Here is a 17,750-nt window from a genome sequence, read left to right as displayed (position 1 = left end):
TACCCGGCATATTCTTTTACTAGAGGCTTCTGAGCGAAAATCCAACTAAATAGTCTGGGAGGCTTGATAGATAATGCTAATCTTCCTGATGTACATGTTCGCTGTGCTGGGGGTAGGCCTGCTGCTGGCAGCGGCGGTGCTGAAATTCCGGCTGTCCCATCCCTCATCCGATCCGGCCAGGCTGGCCCGTGCGCTCGGCTCCTATCACCTGAAATTCTCCCGGCGGTTCGTCACCCCCGACCAGTCGCATATGATCGCCCTGGATGAAGCCGGCAGAACGCTGGCTATTGGCAGCTGTCACCCCGGCAAAGCAAAGCATGCGACGGCGCAGCTGTACACTTTTGATACGATACTGGGTTCAGAGATTGTCGAAAATGCCCTCACCCTCACCAAAGTAAGCAAGACAAGCCGGATTACAACCAGCACCAAAAAAGCGGGGTACGGGTACGGCCGGCCTGACGGTGCTAGGAACAGCGGAACGCCGGCAGACTCCAGCCCGTCAGATACAGAGGAGATCAAGGAGCTCACACTCCGAATCTATCTCAGCAGCGCCGAAACACCGGTCTTATCCATCCCTTTTCTCCCAAACACTGCACCTTACAGAAAAACAGATCCGGAATACTCCCTGGCGTTCACAGAGGTTCAGCATGTGCATGAAGCCCTCCTGAAAATTGTCTCAGCGTAAAAAGCCCCCATCAGCTCCGGCTACATTTAGCGGACCGGAAAGGTCAGGCTGTCCAAGGTCTTGCCCTGCTGCAGTCTGGCGATAATATTGAGCAGAAACCGCTCCGCCAGGCTGCCCTGCATAATGGCTTTTTCCGCTTCCTCCAAAGTAAACCAGGCCGCATGATCCAGCTCCTCACTGATCCCGCTCAGATCCTCAGAGTCCGCTACACTTATATAATTCAGCATAAGCGTATTAGATGGCGCAAAATATTCGCTCCGCATATATTCATAAGCGATGATATCCAGCCCGGCTTCCTCCTTCACCTCACGGATCAGGGTCTCCTCCGCGTTCTCCCCTTTGTTCACATAGCCTGCGAGCAGGATATAGTGTTTGCGGTTATACTGCTGGATCAGCAGGATTTTGTTCATCTCGCGGTTCAGGACCGCGGTGCTCATCGCCGTACTGAACACCGGAAACCGGAACACCTCGCATGAAGCGCAAAACGGCACCTCCCCCTCCCCCTTGCATTCCTTTAAGACCAGCTTCGTTCCGCATTCCAGACAAAAGTTCAAGTCCATCGCTTCCTTCTATGTATGTAATAAGTGATCTGAACCCTATTGTAGTCCTTTCGTTATCCGTGTGTAAAATTTACAGCGGTCAGCAGCCTTTTGCATGAAGCGGACAGGGTTTACTGCCCTCATGTGGAATAAGTGAATAGGAGCCTGCAGCAGCAGGAGGAACTGAATTCATAAGCCGGAGGGAAAACGACACATGAACAGTATTATCAACTTTGCGCACCGCGGCGCATCTGCAGTCTGCCCGGAGAACACGATGGCGGCGTTCCGCAAAGGGCTTGAGCTGGGAGCTACCGGAATTGAGACCGATGTCCAGCTGTCACTTGACGGAGGACTGGTGATTATACATGATGAGAGCCTTAACCGCACTGCGGATGCAGACGGCTATGTAAAGGACAAGACACTAAGCCAGCTGCTGGAGCTGGACGCCGGGTCATGGTTCGGTCCGCAGTTCGCCGGAGAACGCCTGCCGGTGCTTGAGGAGCTGCTGGATCTGCTGAAGAACCGGGATACGGTGCTGAACATTGAGCTGAAGAACGGGATTTTTATGTATCCGGGAATGGAGGAAAAGGTTATCGCCGCCGTGCAGGATTACGGCATGAGTGAACGTGTGGTGCTGTCGAGCTTTAATCATTATTCGCTGGCCCGCTGCAAGGCGCTGGCACCGGAGATCCGCACGGGCATTCTATATTCCGAGGGCTTATACCGGCCGTGGGACTATGCTGCCAGCCTGAACGCGGATGCGCTGCATGCCTACCATTATGCCGTGCTGCCGGAGTTTGTGGCGGAAGCGGCGGAGCAGGGCAAGGCCTATCATCCCTGGACCGTTAATGATCCGCAGCGGATGAAATCCTTAATAGATGCCGGCGTCGCTGGTATTATTACCGACTATCCGGATGTGCTGGCCGGGCTGCTGGCTGACAGACAGTCTTAAGGGTATAAAAAAGAGTCCAGGGGGCTGCAATCCCCTGGACTCTTTCTGTGATGGGCCTGGCAGCGGAGCAGGCCTGCTCCGCTTAATTAGCCCGCGGGCTGCCCAGCCAGCTCACCGGCTGAATGACATGAGCCTGGTCATGGACAGCATAACGGCCTCTGCCCAGCTGCTTGGCATTGTACATCGCTGAATCTGCTTCCTTCAGCAAGCGTACGGGATCTACCCTGCCCTGGCTTGCTGTAATGCCGATGCTGGCCGAGACGAACAGCTCGTGCCGCTCCAGCTTGTAGTTGCGTGTAGTGCTCTCCAGCACCTTCAGGGCCAGCTGCTCAGCCTCGCTGTAGCCGCAGCGCTTCGCTACAATCACGAATTCATCCCCGCCGATCCGGAAGATATGCCGCTTCCCCTTGCAGGAAAACTGCTGCAGCGAGCCGCCTACAGCCTGCAGCAGCAAATCACCGATATGATGGCCAAGCTTGTCATTGATCGACTTGAAACGGTTAAGATCAAGGTATAATACGGCAAGCTGCTCATTCGGCTTGCAGTGGTTCCAGAAGTGGTCCATACCGTTCTTATTGAACAGGCCGGTGAGGCTGTCCCTGTAGGCCAGCTCCTTAAGCTGCTCCCGTTCAGCCAGCATCTGGCTGATCCGGTGGAACAGCCAGACCAGCAGGACAAGAGTCAGCGCATAAAGCGACATCGGGATAAGCAGGCTGCCGTCAGTCAGGCCTAATTCGGATACAGCCTCCATTCCAAGCAGGTGCATCCCGGATACCCCGCCGGTAAGTATGAGAATAATCAGGCTCGTGCGCAGTGCACGGGCTTTTTGACCTTTGTCCGCAAAATATTGTCCGGTCCGTAATACGGAATAGGCTGTCACTGCTGCCAGCAGAACAGAGAGTAGTGCAAACATATAATACCGTGCTTCTTCCATGTTGAGGAGCACTCCCCTTTGCTTCTGAATAAGTAGGATCATTATCGCGTATGTGATTTCTATCCGTATAAAACTTATTATCGGCAGGCGGGGCCTGTTTCTTCATGGAATCTTTTGGATAGGAGCAGGCGCCTGTTATTATCCGTGATGCCTCACACAATTATAGAGATCGCAGGTCCACGTCTCTCCGTCCTTGATAATCCGGGTGAGCGACGTGTTCTTCAGCAGCCGGCTCAGGTCAAGCCCGGGCACAAGCCCGCCAAGCGTACTGCGCAGAATTGCGCCGTGACTGACCACCAGCACACGCTGTCCGGGATGCCGCGCGGCGACCTCTTCAATTGCCCTGCAGCCTCTCTGACGCCCCGAATCATTTTTCTCCAGGCCAAGCTCCAGTGTTCTCCATTCCTGCCCCCAGCGCTCTACACGCTCCTGCTCCGTTGTACCCTCCAGCAGCCCGCCGTGCATCTCGCGGATTCCCGGCAGCAGACCTGCCACCGTAAGGCCAAGTTTGGCTGCGATTACCTCTGCAGTCTGCCTGGCTCTAAGCATATCACTCGAATAGACCAGCTCCCATTCCTCAGCACTTAGCCGTTCTGCAATTTCTGCCGCCTGCTGCAGGCCCTCTTCATCAAGCGGATTATCCGTGTGGCCCTGAATGCGGCCTTCTTTATTCCATAAGGTGCTGCCATGCCGGATCAGACCTATTGTTGTTGTCATGGATACAAACCGCCTTTATGCGTAATGAGTTAGTATAGCTAAATTATATACGAATGGTCTGCAAGACGCATGTGACAGTACACGCTAACGATCTCTCCGGTAATTGACGATAAATATTGGCAGGGCCATGACTCCGGTACATCATTCTGGGGCAGGTTCCATATTCATCCTGATATGCAGGAAATACTGTACAAGTTAAAGGAGATTCTGTTCATGCTTAAAAAATGCTCGTCCCTCTGTCTGATTCTGCTGCTCCTGTTATCCGGGCTGCAGCCCGGTTCTGTTGCTTCGGCAGCAGCAGCCCCAAAAAATGCCGTCTTCGTAGACAAAGCCAGCCAGTCTTACATTCCGCTGCGTTTTCTGAACGGACTCTTCGGCATTACCTCGGTTCTGAATCCGGCAACGAAGGAAATTGAAATCTCCGGAGGGAGCGCCTCCCTTCTTCTAACCATGGGCCAAGCCTCCGCTAAGATTAACGGAAAAGCCGTAACCCTCACCGCTCTGCCCTTCAGCGGGAACGGCACGACCTATGTACCGCTGTCTGCCGTCAGTTCGGCAATGGGCATCGGTCTGAAATGGAACAAAGAGGCAGGCTCCGTTACACTGTCAGCGGCCGGAGAAGAAGCCGTCCTGCCTGTGGTAAGCGGCGCACTGGTCAAGCCGGAAGCGCCGGCGGCAGTCAGCGCCAAGCATACATATAAGGTTGGCTCCAGATCATTCAGTGTCCAGACCGTAACAGTACCTCTGATGCACCCCTCCGTCCGCCTGGATGCCGTACTTGCCGGCAATACTGTCGGTAAGACAGAAGCGCTTGGCAGCATTGCCAAGCGCAGCGGAGCCGTTGCAGCCATTAACGGAACGTTCTTCGATGCCTATACCAGCGGAGCTTACAAAGCTCCATACGGATACATTGTCAGCGGCGGCAAGATGCTGAAGAACAGCCCCGGCGACAAACGGGCCGTCTTTGCCTACGACAGTAATCTGCTGGCCGAGCTGATTCCGGGAAGTGAATTCAGCGCCAGGTATCAGAGCGGCAGCATTGAAGGGGCAATCCAGGCCGGTCCAAGACTGCTGGTCAACGGTGCTGTATCCCTGAATGTTACCGCCGAAGGCTTCAGGGACCCCAAAATCCTCACCGGCGGCGGCGCCCGCAGTGCACTCGGTATTACCCGGGATCATAAGCTGATTCTGCTGACAACCGGCGGAGCTACCATCCCGCAGCTGGCCCAGATCATGAAGCAGGCCGGCGCTTATCAGGCAATGAATCTGGACGGCGGCGCCTCCAGCGGTATGTATTACAACGGTAAGTACCTTACTACTCCGGGGCGCCTGATCAGCAATGCGCTTGTCGTCACCAAGTAATCTGATACAACATTAGCTTCCTGATAAGGGGGTGTTCCGCAGTCTGGCTAAAGACTGGAGGGACACCCTTTTTTTGTCCATTCCACCAATCCTACAGCGCAGGCAGAATAAGGAACGGATGCGCCGGGGATAATACTCCCACCTTACCCTGATTCCGGTGCATAGGAGGAGAAGCATTTGTCCGCCCGTTCCAAGCAAGGCCGCGAGCAAGACCCAGATCCTGTCGAACTCCTTATCCCTGCCCCCAGCCCGCTCAGTCCGTCACTGGATGAAGCCCTGCAGGAAATCAGCAGCAGAACAGGCGCAAGCCCGGATATTGTCATCCGCAGATTCGCCAGCGAATCATTAAGCCCGCTCCCGCTGGCTTTTATCTATATCGACGGTCTGGTCAGCGCCGATCTCGTGAATCAGACCGTGCTGCAGCCGCTGATGGATTATGTCTCACCCGGGAGCAGTGCGGTTGCCGCAGATGACGCCTATCTGCTCGTCAAAGACCGGCTGCTGCCGGTCGGCGGTGTCAAGGAGGGCAAGACCATTGAGCATATGCTGGCCCTTCTGTTCGAAGGCTACACGCTTATCCTGTTCGGCGGGCTGTGTAAGGCGCTGGCTGCGGATACCTCCGGCTGGGAGAAGCGGAGTGTCAATGAGCCGACCTCCCAGGGAGTCATCCGCGGTCCTAAGGAGGGCTTCACCGAAAGCCTTCGGGTCGGCACCTCCATGCTGAGACGGCGGCTCAAAACCTCCGACCTCCGGATAGAAGAATACAAAATCGGACAGCGAACCCAGACCGGTGTAGCCCTCGTCTACCTTGAGGGTCTGGCCAGCGCCGAGGTGCTGGCTGAAATCCGCCGCCGGCTGAACGGAATCATTACCGACAGTATTCTGGAGAGTAATTATATCGAGGAATTTATCCAGGACGGCGGGCTGACCCCCTTTCCTACCATTCAGAATACCGAGCGGCCGGATGCGGTGGCCGGAGGGATACTGGAGGGCCAGGTCGGGATCATTATTGACGGTACACCCTTTGCCCTACTGGCGCCCTCCACCTTTTTCAACTTTTTTCAGTCCAGTGAGGATTACTACCAGCGTTACGACATCTCATCCTTTCTGCGGCTGATCCGCTATGGCGCATTTTTCGTATCCATGCTGCTGCCTGCCCTGTATATTGCGGTGACTACCTTTCACCAGGAAATGCTGCCTACTACGCTGCTGATCAGTCTGGCTGCCCAGCGTGAAGGGGTGCCGTTTCCTGCGCTGGCCGAAGCGCTGCTGATGGAGCTGACGTTCGACGTGCTCCGTGAGGCGGGAGTGCGGATGCCGCGGACCATCGGTCCGGCGATCTCCATTGTCGGGGCGCTGGTGCTGGGGCAGGCAGCGGTGTCTGCCGGCCTGGTATCGGCGGCAATGGTTATTGTTGTTTCTTTTACAGCGATCTCCAACTTCGTTATTCCTTCCTTGGCCATCGCTAACTCTATCCGGCTGATCCGCTTTTTGCTGATGCTGACTGCCGCTACGCTGGGCTTGTTCGGAATCATGTCCTTCATGATGGTGCTGCTGATTCATATGGCAGGCCTGTACTCGTTCGGCGTTCCGTACCTGTCTCCGGTTGCACCGATGATTCCCCGCTATCTCAAGGACATTTTTATCCGTGTACCGCTCTGGAGCATGCCGCTGCGGCCCAAGACCTATCTGGGCAAGGAAACCCGCCGGCAGGGGCCGGGCCAGAAGCCGCAATCCCATGAGGAGCAGCAGAAGAAGGCACAGCTGACCGGCCGGAACACACACCCCAAGGAGGAGGAGCCGCAATGAACGGAAAAATCGGCACCGCACAGGCAGCCATGCTTGTGATCAGCACGATCCTTCCAACCGCAACCGTGGTGCTCCCCGTGATCATAAGCAATTACGCTGAACAGGATGCCCCCCTGTCCATCATCCTGTCCACTCTTGCCGGGCTGATCGTTGCTGTTATTGTGGGAACTGTAATCAGCCTGAACAAAGGCGCTCCCTTCATCCCATGGGTCGGTGAAAAAAGCTCGCCTGTGGCAGCCGTTATACTCGGCCTGCTCCTGCTGCAGTTCTATCTGGATACAACCGCCGCCATCTTACGGGAGTTCGTGAATTTTATTAAAGACAATGTGCTGCTGAATACCCCCGTAACCGTCCTGGTTATCCTGATTGTGCTCATCTCCATTTACATGGTCAGGCAGGGGATCGAATCCATTGCCAGAGTGAACACGATTGTAATCCTGCTATTCATCTTTTTCGTGCCGCTGTTCATCTTCGGCCTGATCCATGAAATGGATGTCCACCAGCTGCTGCCGGTATTCGACCATTCCCTGGCGGCACTGACTCTGGCCAGTATTACGCCTACTACCTGGATGTCAGAGGTAGCTGTTCTGCTGTTTCTTGCGCCCTATCTCCGGTTTCCGCAAAAAGCACGGCTGGCCGGAGTGACCGGCCTTCTCTTTGTATCCCTGCTCATGATGTTCTCCCTGGTCACTGCCCTAATGGTCTTTGGTCCGGAGTTTATTAAGCTTAACGCCTATCCGGGCTTCTCAGCCGCCGGCGTGGTGCATATCGGCAAGTTTTTTGAGAAGCTGGATATTCTGTTCATTTCGTATTGGGTGATGTCCATCTATCTCAAATTCGCCATCTTCCTGTTCGTTACCGTCGAGTGCTTCAAGCAGACCTTCCAGGTAAGCAGCAGCCGGCCGTTTATCGGCGCCCTTGGACTGGTGATTGCCCTGGAGTGCCTGTTCACCTGGCAGAACATGGACAAGCTGAACCTGTACAACAAGGAAGGGCGCTTCGTGACCTTCTTCCTGTTCAATGTGCTTGTGCCGTTGGCAGCCATTGCCCTTCACCGGTTCGGGCGCTCCAAGGCCAAACAAAAGGAGTGTGAAACATGAAGCTGTGGAAGCAGACCGCCTGTCTGCTGCTCTGTATCCCCCTGCTGTCAGCCCTGCTTACCGGCTGCTGGGACGACCGGGAGCTGAATGAGCTCGGCATTACCTCCGGCTCGGCATATGACTGGGAGGATAACCAGTGGAAGGCCACCTATCAGGTTATCAATCCTTCTTCCGGTGCCAGCGGCATGGGCGGGAGCGGTGGCGGCAGCACAACCTCCCCGCCATTTGTCACCTTTACCGTCAAAGGAAGAACGATAATGGAGGCGATTGAGCGGACTAATCTGACCAGCACCCGCGAGATGTTTTTCTCCCACTCGCGAATTACCGTTCTGGGCGAATCGGTAGCGAAGCAGGGCATCAACCAGCTTATTGATATGTTTCTGCGCAAGCAGGATGCCAGGGAGACCGTATATGTCTTTCTGTCCCAGGGTGAAGCCGGAGATATTCTGGACCAGCTGATGCAGCTGACCAAGAACCAGGGCGCCGGCATCCAGCTGATGATTGAGCAGGAATCCCGGCTGGTCTCCTATTATCCCGGAGTGCGGATCTACGAGCTGGCGATGGCTTTGTCCTCCGAGTCAGGCAGCGCAGTGCTGCCGGAAATCCAGCTGACCGGCAAGCAGATTATGGATGAGACCGGTGAAACAGGCCGGACTGACCTGCCTTCACGGCTGGCGCTGGGGAAGCTGGGCGTATTGAAGGGGGACAAGCTGATCGGCTGGCTGAATCAGGAGCAGGCCTTCGGCCTGTCTTTTTTGACCGGCAAAGTTAATAGTGCGACCCTCGCCTTCCCCTCGGATCCGAAGGCAGGCGATACGCCCGATGCTTCATTTATCCTTCAGAACGCAAGCACCACTGTTCATCCTGTGTGGGATAAGGATCACTATATTATGGATATCCACATTAAGGGCAGCGGTGTATTGACGGAGCTGGGAAGCGCCATGGATCTCAATGACAGGGCTTCTATTGCCGGTATGGAGCAATCCATTGAACAGAAGGTGCTTGAGCTTGTTAACAGCTCCTGGACCGAGGTCCGGCGGCTGGGGGCCGATGTCACGGGATTCGCTGTCCGGATCCACCGCAGTGACCGTAAACGCTGGAAAACCATTGAACGGGATAAGAGCTGGGACAGCATCTTCCGCGATATCGAGATCCGGCCCCGGGTCTCCATCAAAATTGAACGGACCGGGCTCATCAACAAGTCCTTCAAATCCGTTCAGCAGAAGTAGGGATTGCCATGAAAATCGCCATTACACTTCTCCTGTATGTCCTCGCTTTTATCTGGGGCTGCCGCAGGCTGACGGATAAAGGCTGCAGGCTTCACCGGCTGTGGTACGGATGTATTCTTGCCTGGTGCGCTTATGTGAATATTTGCGGGATAACCGAGACACCCCATATCAGCGTTGCTTCATTTTATACCTCTGTGTTTCAGCCGGCAGGAAGAGTCATTATTGATTGGTTGGGAGGTTGACACGCACTATGCCAAAAAAAGAACAGGTGTCAGCCCTGCAAATCGCTTTTATGGTCATGCTGTTCGAGATCGGCAGCACGCCGCTGTTCCTGCTTGGCGGCAAGGCTAAGCAGGACTCCTGGCTGGCCATGTGCGCCGGTTCGCTGGCCGGTCTTCTTCTGCTCCTGCTGCTGCTGTGGATTCAGCACCGTTCACCGGACCTTGACCTGATCGGCATGCTGCGGCTTCATTTCGGGAAAGCCGCCGGTTCCGGCATCGGCTGGCTATACTGCCTGTATTTCGCCTACCAGTCCATGCGCAATGTCCGGGATTTGGGTGAGCTGACCTCCTTAACCCTGCTGCAGACCACCCCCATGCCGGTCACGATGCTGGTTTTTATCCTGATTGCGCTGTACGCGATATGGAAAGGGGCCGCTGTGCTGTTCCGGCTGCCCGAGGTGCTGCTTCCGCTGGTGCTGTTTTTCTACGGGGTGCTGGTGGTGCTGCTGGGGATTATGGGCAATATTGATTTCAGCCGCCTGACCCCGGTTTTTGAGGACGGCCTTAAGCCGATTCTTAGTGCGGCGCTGCCGGATATCGTCTCTTTTCCCTTCGGGCAGATGCTTGTATTCCTGATGCTGTGGTCCTTATGGGAGAAACCCGGGGTTCCGGCAAAAAATACACTCACCGCCTACGTCGCCATCAGCGTGTTCCTCATCTTTATGAATGCGCTCAATGCTGCCGTTCTCGGGCCTACAGTTGCGGGGATCAGCCAGCTGCCTTTTCTGAAAACAGTCCGGACCTTATCCAATCTGCAATTTGTAGAACGGCTCGATATTCTGGTCACAATTCAGCTGTTCATCGGGCTGCTGATCAAGATGATGCTGTTCTATTTCTGCGCGGTCAAGGGAGTCAGCGGGCTGACCGGCAAATCCGTGCAGCGCTGGGCATTTCCTGTCGGTATGGTCATCTACGGCGCGTCCTTTCTCGAACGTGACTATACCCAGCATATTGCCGTCGGCCTCGGCCCCAGCCTGAAGCTCGACCCGCTGTTCCAGGTGGCGGTCCCGCTGCTGCTGGCAGTATTGATTCTGCTGCGCAGCCGGAGGCAGAACCGGAAAACTTCTGAAGAGTGAGGAGGCTGGTATGCCTGGGTGCATGCTGCTGAGGCTTTGACACTCCGCAGGCCGCCGTGGAATAATAGGTCATCGCAGAACGGATTCTATTAAGGGGGCCTTTGTCTGATGTCCAAAGCCGATTACATGCTGTCCATCCTGTGGATGCTGCAGCAGCGCAAAAGAACCGCGGCCGAGCTGGCGGGGACGCTCGAGCTCAGCGTGCGCTCCGTCTACCGCTATATCGATGCCCTCTGCGCCAGCGGCGTGCCGGTCATCGCCGATGCCGGTCCCGGCGGCGGCTTCCGGCTGCCGGAGCATTTCAGCGCAGTGCCGCTCTTCTTCGATGACGGCGAACGGCGCGCGCTGGTGCAGGCCTCCGCCTTCGCCGAGGGCAGCGGCTACCCGTACATCGAAGCCCTGGGCAGCGCGATTGCCAAGCTCAAGCGCTACAGCAGTGACGAGCAGCTGCTGCAGCTGCAGCGCCATGAGTCCGGCATGGAGATGCTGCACGCTCCTCCGGCCCCTCTGTCCCATCTGCTGGAGGAGCTGGAAGCCTGCACTGCCGGAGGGCTGACTGTGCAGCTGGAGTACCGCAAGAGCAGCGGGCAGGCCGCTTCCTTGCGTAATGTTGAACCCTACGGGCTGGTGCTCTGGAAGAGCCGGTGGTACCTGGCCGGCTTCTGCCACCAGCGCCGGGAAATCCGCAGCTTCCGGGTGGACCGGATTGTGCAGCTTGAGCGGACCGGCGGCGTCTTCAGCCGTCCGGCCGGCTTCTCTGCACGGCAGTTCCTGCTGGACAGCCTTCTGCCCGGCCAGGATCAGCAGGCGGCGCTTATCCGGGTCGTAATCGCCTCCGGCGAAGAGGTACTGAATGATCTGTGCAGCCACTGGCTGTTCGGACATTCCCTCGAGCAGCGTGTCCCGGGAGAGGCATCGTTTCTGCTGGATGAAACGATGCTGTACCGCTATGCGCCTTACTTCCTGCTGCCCTACGGCCGTTCGCTGGCCATCCTTGAGCCTGCTGCATTGAAGCAGAAGCTTGCAGTTGCTGCGGCCGATATCGCCGCTTATTATGCGGAATCATAGCATTGGCTGGAAATCACTGACCGCAGCTGTCAGTGATTTTTTGATATATTGTCCGTGTAAGTGAGGCAGGCAGCTGGCATACTGAGGAGTATTGAGCAATCCGGGGAAACCGGAGTAACTTCGGGGAGGTTAAACAATGAAGGAACTAAAGTATGAATTCTATATCGGCGCGGCACCCGCGGCAGTCTGGGATTGTCTCGTTTCGCCTGACAAAGTGGCGCAGATCTATTACGGCAGCACCATCCGCTCCAGCTTCACGGAAGGGGAACGCCTTGAATATGCCGGACCCGGTGCCGACGGAGATGACACGGTGCATGTGTACGGCACTGTGCTTGAGTACAGACCGCAGGAGGCGCTACGCTTTACGCATCACGCCGGTCCTTCCTATGTAAAGGAGGGGGAAGATTATGAATCTGTTATCTCCTGGCTGCTTTCACCTGCCGGCGGCTGCACGAAGCTGACGCTGATTCACGGCGGCTGGCATCCGGACGATCCCTCCTACGGGCCAAGCGACAGCGCTTGGTGGCATATTCTCAGCAACACCAAAACGCTGGCGGAGACCGGCAGAACGCTCGACTTCGGCGGCTGACCAGCTTGCGGCTGGGGTTAATCCGCTATGGGTCGCGGTTAAGCAGCTTGTGGCTGGGTTAACCCGCCAATGGCTGTTGCTAACCCGCCATTGGTTGCGGTTAAGCAGCTTGTGGTACGGTTAACCCGCTAATGGCTGCTGCTCACCCGCCATCGGTTGCGGTTAAACAGCATGTGGCTGAGGCTGACTAACCGTGCTTTTTCAGAGCTCTCATGCCTCTCAGCTGGCGCTCATCAAAACTAAGTGGAAATACGTCACCTAAATCACCTAAATCGGCTTGATTAAAGAGATTAGCTGTAAAAAGTTCACTTAAATCCGCCAAATTTGCTCAAATTCAGCATTTGGTACGAATTAGGTGGTTTTTTTCCAACTAAATACATTTGGCGCCGATCCTAACTACAATTAGCTGCCAAAAATCAAACTAATATCTCCCCCGGCCTTCCGCCTTCCGCCGTCCTCCATACTCTCCGCCGTCCTCCATACTCTTCACCCTCCCCCATACTCTTTACCTTCCTCCATACTCTTCACCCTCCTCCATACTCTTTACCTTCCTCCATACTTTTCACCGTCCTCCATACTTTTCACCTTCCTCACAGCGCGCACAACTTGTTTTTCCCTAAGGAAACTTTTTTGTTGCAAGGACAAAGTTGTTTACATATACTAATATTGTGGCAAAGAACAATTATTTATCACCTGTGCATAATGGACGCTTATTATAGCGCTATACCAATACATTTAGAGGGAAAGAAGGAACTGCTATGGCTGGAGCCGCTATTCCATTGTCTGAAGCCTCGAACGGCAGCCTGCTGCGTATCAGCGGCATTGAAGTTCAGGGCGTGCTGCGCAGAAGGCTGCTTGATCTCGGTTTTGTGGTCGGCAATGCCGTGGAGGTGCTGCGGCGCAGCCCGCTGGGAGATCCTATCGCTTTTCGGGTAAGCAACACGACGATTGCCCTGCGGAGGGAAGAAAGCTCGCTGATCTACGGTGAGCCTATTAGAGGTGACGGGATATGAGCCGATTCACAGTTGCTTTTGCCGGCAATCCCAACACAGGAAAGAGCACACTCTTCAACCTGCTCACCGGCCTGCGTCAGCATACTGGTAACTGGGCGGGCAAGACGGTTACTACCGCCGAAGGGGAATTTACCCATAATCAGCATGTCTACCGCGCGGTCGATCTTCCGGGCACTTATTCGCTGTACTCTAACTCCGCCGATGAGGAGGCTGCCCGGGACTATATTATTTTTGAGCAGCCGGATGTGACTCTGGTTGTGCTGGATGCGACGTCGCTGGAGCGCAATCTTAACCTTGCCCTTCAGGTACTGGAAATTACGGGGCGTGCGGTGGTGTGCATCAACCTGATTGACGAGGCCGGGAAGCTGGGAATTGATATTAACCTGCAAGCTATCGCCAAGCAGCTCGGTGTTCCGGTTGTAGCGATATCAGCGCGCAATCAGATTGGAATCGGGGCGCTGCTGGACCAGCTCGAGCGCGTGGCAACAGGTGCCTTCACCGGCAAGCCGCTGAAGATAGCTTACAGCGATGAAATCGAACGGGGCATTGCCGAGCTGCTGCCGCTGGTAGAGCAGACTGTAGGCTCTCATTATCCGGCACGCTGGATTGCCCTGCGCCTGCTGGACGGTGACAGCAGCCTGCTGGCCTCGCTCAAAGCCCGTTTAGGAGCCGGCACAGATCCTGTGCTTAAGGAGGTAGCCCGTCATGGAGTCCCCGCATGTCATTAAAGGTCCGGACGCACTGGACTCCCTGCTCTCTGCAGCCAGGAATCTGGCCGACAAGGGCGCCATCAGAGATGAGATTGTCACCGGCATCTACGGGGTATCGGCAGGCATCTGCCGGGAGGCTGTCTCCTACCAGGATAAAAAGAAGCTGGGCAGCACCTATAAGCTGGACCGGATCGTCACCTCCAAAGTGTGGGGCTTCCCGATCATGCTCGCCGGACTTGGCCTTGTCTTCTGGATTACCATTGCCGGGGCCAACTATCCGTCCGGCTGGCTGGCATCCTTTTTCGGCTGGATCGAGGGGTATCTGACTGCCGGCTTTGAAGCCGTTAGTGCACCGTCCTGGCTGCACGGCGTACTGGTTCTCGGACTGTACCGCGGCACCTCCTGGGTAATCAGTGTCATGCTGCCGCCAATGATGATCTTCTTTCCGGTATTCGCACTGCTGGAGAATTTCGGCTATCTGCCGCGGGTTGCTTTTAACATGGACCGGTTATTCAAAAAATCAGGCGGGCACGGCAAGCAGGCCCTGACCATGTCCATGGGCTTCGGCTGCAACGCCGCCGCCATTCTCTCCACCCGGATTATCGAGTCGCCGCGCGAGCGGATGCTGGCTATTCTGACCAACAACTTCGTTCCGTGCAACGGGCGCTGGCCGACGCTGATTCTGCTCTCCTCGCTGTTCATGGTCGGTGCCTCGGCAACCGGTGCACTCCGCACCTTTTCCACTGCGCTTGTGCTGATGGGGATTGTGCTAGTCGGCATCACGGTTACCCTGACTGTATCCTGGGTCATGTCCAAAACGATGCTGCGCGGCGTCCCGACCCACTATACACTTGAGCTGCCGCCCTACCGCCGCCCGCAGATCTGGAAGACGATTGTCCGCTCCTCCAAGGAAAAATCGCTGAACGTGCTGACCCGTGCCATTATCGTTGCCGCTCCGGCCGGTATTCTCACCTGGATTCTTGGCAACGTGGTGGTGGGCGGAGACAGCGTGCTTAACCATATGGCGGCGTTTTTTGACCCCTTTGCCCAAATGCTCGGACTGGACGGCTTCATCATCATGGCCTTCATCCTCGGACTGCCTGCCAACGAAATTGTGCTGCCGATCCTGCTTATGGGCTATATGTCCTCAGGAGCCATGGTTGATGTTGAAGGCATCGGCAGCATTAAGGAGCTTTTTCTGAGCCACGGCTGGACCTGGCTGACCGCACTCAACATGATGCTGTTCTCCCTGCTCCACTATCCATGCGGCACCACGCTGGTCAACATCTATAAGGAGACGAAAAGCCTGAAATGGGCAGTGCTCTCCGCCGTTATTCCGCTCGGCATCGCTGTTGGTGTCACCTTTGCTATTGCTCAGCTCGCCCGCCTGTTCGGCTGGGTCTGACCCTCATTATGCACCCGGCTTCTTCTATAACAGGAGGGGCCGGGTGTTTTTGAGCATAGGCTTATCCGTAGAAGACAGCCTCCGGCAAGTTCGTTCTCCGGTCATTTGACTACGCTTCCCCCAGATGTTAGGGTGACAATGAAGCCAATATTTTCCGGGAGGGATTGTTAATGACGGAAGTAAAGCTCGCTGTCGGATACGACGAATATGAAGACGGCCAGAGAATGGATACGGAAATCGAGCGCCTTAGCGCCAGCCCTGAAGCTGCGCAGCTGACCAGTCTTATTATCGGGGATTGGGGACAGGCCTACGAGAACAGCTCAGACGAGGTTGTGGAGGCGCTTGTTAAGCATAGCGGAAGCTTTCCGTCCTTGCGCAAGCTTTTTATCGGGGACATGAGCTATGAGGAATGTGAAATTTCGTGGATTACCCAGACTGATCTCTCCCCCCTGCTTCCTGCTTACCCGGAGCTGCAATCACTCACCATTCAAGGCGGAACAGACCTGGGACTAAGCAATCTGCAGCATGACAAGCTGGAGGAGCTGATTATTATTACGGGCGGCCTCGGCAAAAAAGTGCTGTCACAAATTGCCGCCGGTTCTTTGCCGAATCTGCGGAAGCTGGAGCTGTACCTTGGTGTTGATAACTACGGCTTTGACGGCAGCCTGGAGGATATCCTGCCGCTGATTCAGCCTGGAAAATTTCCGAAGCTGACCTACCTGGGTCTGAAAAACAGTGAGATTCAGGATGAAATTGCAGCAGCGGTGGCTGAAGCAGAGATTCTGGACCAGCTCCATACGCTTGATTTATCACTTGGAACGCTCAGTGACACGGGTGCGGAAGCGCTGCTGGCCAGCAGCCGGATCAAGGGCCTGCAGGCCCTGAACCTGAGCTATCATTATATGTCGGATGAGATGATCGCCCGCTGGAGAAAAAGTGGCCTGCCTGTTGACGTCAGCGACCAGCAAAAGAGCGATGACGATGAAGACTGGCGTTATCCTTCCATCACCGAATGATGCACAGTACGCTGCCGCTGATCCTGCTGTGCAGCCCCGGCGACAAGCGTACAGCTGGCATCCGGCAGGCGCGGAGCCGGCTCGGGCTGCCCCCGGCCCTGCTTGTCTCTTACCGGGAGCTGCTGGAGGGCGCCTCGCTCAGTAATCTGCTGGAGCGTCAGCTGCCGGGAGCTTGGCGGGCCGGCCTGCCGGAGCGGCACATGACGGAGAGCCAGCCGCTGCTGCGGCTGGAATCGCCCGGCGGCAGCTTCGCGCTTGAGCAGGCGCTCATTGCCCTCGGCGCGCCGGATGCCGGGGAGCAGGACGACACGCTGCATCCCTTCAGGCAGCTGAGCGATCCCTATCCGCTCAGCGTTCAGGCTGCCGGCCGGCTGAAGGAGCTGCCCGGCGTGCTGCATCATCCGTCCCAGTGGTTCCGCGGCTACTGCCGGCTGCTGGCCCGGATTCAGCGCGAAGCAGCCAGGATTCTGCCGGCTGCCCGCTGGCAGAATCATCCCGGCGATATAGCCGCGATGACCGACAAGCGCCGGACGCAGCAGCTGCTTGCCGCTGCCGGCGTTCCGGTTCCGCGTCCGCTGGGCGGCGCACAGCCCCCGGCAGACTATGAATCCCTCCGGGGGCTGATGCTGTCAGAGCGGATGCACCGGGTTTTTATCAAGCTGGCCTGCGGCTCTGCCGCCTCCGGCGTCATCGCCTACCAGATCAACCCTGTTACCGGAGCAGAGCTGGCCGTGACTACGATCGGGGTCGAGGAGTACATCACCCGGCCTCCTGTGTACTACAATTCCGGTAAGCTGCGGCGTTACACGGACCCGGCAGTGCTGAAGGGCATCATCAACTGGCTCTACAGCCACGGCGCTTATAGTGAGCAGTGGATTCCCAAGGCCGGATCAGCGGGAGTCTCGTTTGATATCCGCCAGCTTGTTGTCCTGGGAGAGGCCGGCCACTCTGTCGCCCGGGTTAGTAAGACACCGATAACCAATCTGCATTTGCGCAGCAGGCGGATGACTCCTGCGGAAGCCGGACTGACGGACGAAGAGCAGAGTGAGGTACGGCGTACAGCCGTACAGGCACTTGCTGCTTTTCCCGGGTCGGCAATCGCCGGGATTGATGTTCTTGTATCCTCGGGAAGCAGCCGCCGTACCTATGTAGCTGACGTGAATCCTTTTGGCGACCTGCTGTACGATGTTGAATATGAAGGCCTCAGCACCTACGACTGGGAAATGAAAAAGCTGTTGGAACACCGGATTATATCCTCTTAGAAA

At 56.2% G+C, this 17,750-nt stretch carries 17 protein-coding genes; 14 read left to right on the top strand and 3 right to left on the bottom strand.

Annotated elements, in window-relative coordinates; translation table 11 throughout:
• Positions 1 to 73 precede the first annotated feature (73 nt).
• Positions 74 to 685, top strand: coding sequence for a hypothetical protein (locus R70723_RS04970; protein WP_039870246.1), 612 nt, complete (start codon positions 74 to 76; stop codon positions 683 to 685).
• A gap of 26 nt (positions 686 to 711) precedes the next feature.
• Here R70723_RS04970 and R70723_RS04965 read toward each other — a convergent pair whose 3' ends face one another.
• Entirely contained in the window at positions 712 to 1,245 is a 534-nt protein-coding gene (locus R70723_RS04965) for an NAD(+) diphosphatase (protein ID WP_231574825.1), read from the bottom strand.
• A 193-nt stretch (positions 1,246 to 1,438) separates the two neighbouring features.
• On the opposite strand from R70723_RS04965, the gene R70723_RS04960 reads away from it, so the two are divergent.
• Positions 1,439 to 2,176 (top strand): glycerophosphodiester phosphodiesterase, encoded by a 738-nt coding sequence (locus R70723_RS04960; protein WP_039870241.1) that lies wholly within the window; start codon positions 1,439 to 1,441, stop codon positions 2,174 to 2,176.
• 82 nt (positions 2,177 to 2,258) lie between these two features.
• On the opposite strand, the gene R70723_RS04955 is transcribed toward R70723_RS04960, so the two are convergent.
• Together R70723_RS04955 and R70723_RS04950 are read right to left on the bottom strand one after the other, a co-directional pair.
• Positions 2,259 to 3,110: a GGDEF domain-containing protein gene (locus R70723_RS04955; protein WP_052421184.1), complete on the bottom strand. Its 852-nt coding sequence runs from the start codon at positions 3,108 to 3,110 to the stop codon at positions 2,259 to 2,261.
• Positions 3,111 to 3,248: 138 nt separating this feature from the next.
• The gene (locus tag R70723_RS04950; RefSeq protein ID WP_039870240.1) at positions 3,249 to 3,827 is read right to left on the bottom strand and encodes a histidine phosphatase family protein; all 579 of its coding nucleotides are present in this window, start codon (positions 3,825 to 3,827) and stop codon (positions 3,249 to 3,251) included.
• 213 nt (positions 3,828 to 4,040) lie between these two features.
• Between R70723_RS04950 and R70723_RS04945 the strand changes: the two genes are divergently transcribed.
• The 12 genes from R70723_RS04945 to R70723_RS04885 all read left to right on the top strand — a co-directional run bounded on the left by R70723_RS04945 (position 4,041) and on the right by R70723_RS04885 (position 17,747).
• The gene (locus tag R70723_RS04945) at positions 4,041 to 5,189 is read left to right on the top strand and encodes a phosphodiester glycosidase family protein (protein ID WP_039870238.1); all 1,149 of its coding nucleotides are present in this window, start codon (positions 4,041 to 4,043) and stop codon (positions 5,187 to 5,189) included.
• A 177-nt stretch (positions 5,190 to 5,366) separates the two neighbouring features.
• Positions 5,367 to 6,998, top strand: a complete 1,632-nt coding sequence (locus R70723_RS04940; protein WP_047171025.1) for a spore germination protein — start codon at positions 5,367 to 5,369, stop codon at positions 6,996 to 6,998.
• A complete protein-coding gene (locus tag R70723_RS04935) occupies positions 6,995 to 8,098 on the top strand; it encodes a GerAB/ArcD/ProY family transporter (protein WP_039870237.1) in 1,104 nt (367 codons plus the stop codon). The genes R70723_RS04940 and R70723_RS04935 overlap by 4 nt, the downstream gene beginning before the upstream one ends.
• Positions 8,095 to 9,327: a Ger(x)C family spore germination protein gene (locus R70723_RS04930; protein WP_039870236.1), complete on the top strand. Its 1,233-nt coding sequence runs from the start codon at positions 8,095 to 8,097 to the stop codon at positions 9,325 to 9,327. Before R70723_RS04935 ends, R70723_RS04930 begins: the two co-directional genes overlap by 4 nt.
• Positions 9,328 to 9,577: 250 nt before the next feature.
• Entirely contained in the window at positions 9,578 to 10,684 is a 1,107-nt protein-coding gene (locus R70723_RS04920) for a GerAB/ArcD/ProY family transporter (protein ID WP_039870233.1), read from the top strand.
• A gap of 108 nt (positions 10,685 to 10,792) precedes the next feature.
• Positions 10,793 to 11,752, top strand: a complete 960-nt coding sequence (locus tag R70723_RS04915; RefSeq protein WP_039870232.1) for a helix-turn-helix transcriptional regulator — start codon at positions 10,793 to 10,795, stop codon at positions 11,750 to 11,752.
• A 136-nt stretch (positions 11,753 to 11,888) separates the two neighbouring features.
• A complete protein-coding gene (locus R70723_RS04910) occupies positions 11,889 to 12,341 on the top strand; it encodes an SRPBCC domain-containing protein (RefSeq protein WP_039870231.1) in 453 nt (150 codons plus the stop codon).
• Positions 12,342 to 13,099: 758 nt separating this feature from the next.
• The gene (locus R70723_RS04905) at positions 13,100 to 13,354 is read left to right on the top strand and encodes a FeoA family protein (protein ID WP_039870229.1); all 255 of its coding nucleotides are present in this window, start codon (positions 13,100 to 13,102) and stop codon (positions 13,352 to 13,354) included.
• Positions 13,351 to 14,082, top strand: a complete 732-nt coding sequence (locus R70723_RS04900) for a FeoB small GTPase domain-containing protein (RefSeq protein ID WP_039870227.1) — start codon at positions 13,351 to 13,353, stop codon at positions 14,080 to 14,082. Before R70723_RS04905 ends, R70723_RS04900 begins: the two co-directional genes overlap by 4 nt.
• Positions 14,060 to 15,469 carry a nucleoside recognition domain-containing protein gene (locus tag R70723_RS04895; RefSeq protein ID WP_039870226.1) on the top strand — a complete coding sequence of 470 codons (1,410 nt, stop codon included), beginning with the start codon at positions 14,060 to 14,062 and terminating at the stop codon, positions 15,467 to 15,469. Before R70723_RS04900 ends, R70723_RS04895 begins: the two co-directional genes overlap by 23 nt.
• Positions 15,470 to 15,639: 170 nt before the next feature.
• The gene (locus R70723_RS04890; RefSeq protein ID WP_039870224.1) at positions 15,640 to 16,485 is read left to right on the top strand and encodes an STM4015 family protein; all 846 of its coding nucleotides are present in this window, start codon (positions 15,640 to 15,642) and stop codon (positions 16,483 to 16,485) included.
• Positions 16,482 to 17,747, top strand: coding sequence for an STM4014 family protein (locus R70723_RS04885; RefSeq protein WP_305954263.1), 1,266 nt, complete (start codon positions 16,482 to 16,484; stop codon positions 17,745 to 17,747). Before R70723_RS04890 ends, R70723_RS04885 begins: the two co-directional genes overlap by 4 nt.
• Positions 17,748 to 17,750: the final 3 nt, after the last annotated feature.

The organism is Paenibacillus sp. FSL R7-0273 (genome assembly GCF_000758625.1).
Lineage (GTDB): Bacteria > Bacillota > Bacilli > Paenibacillales > Paenibacillaceae > Paenibacillus_AQ.
This window is presented reverse-complemented; position numbering and strand designations above follow the sequence as displayed.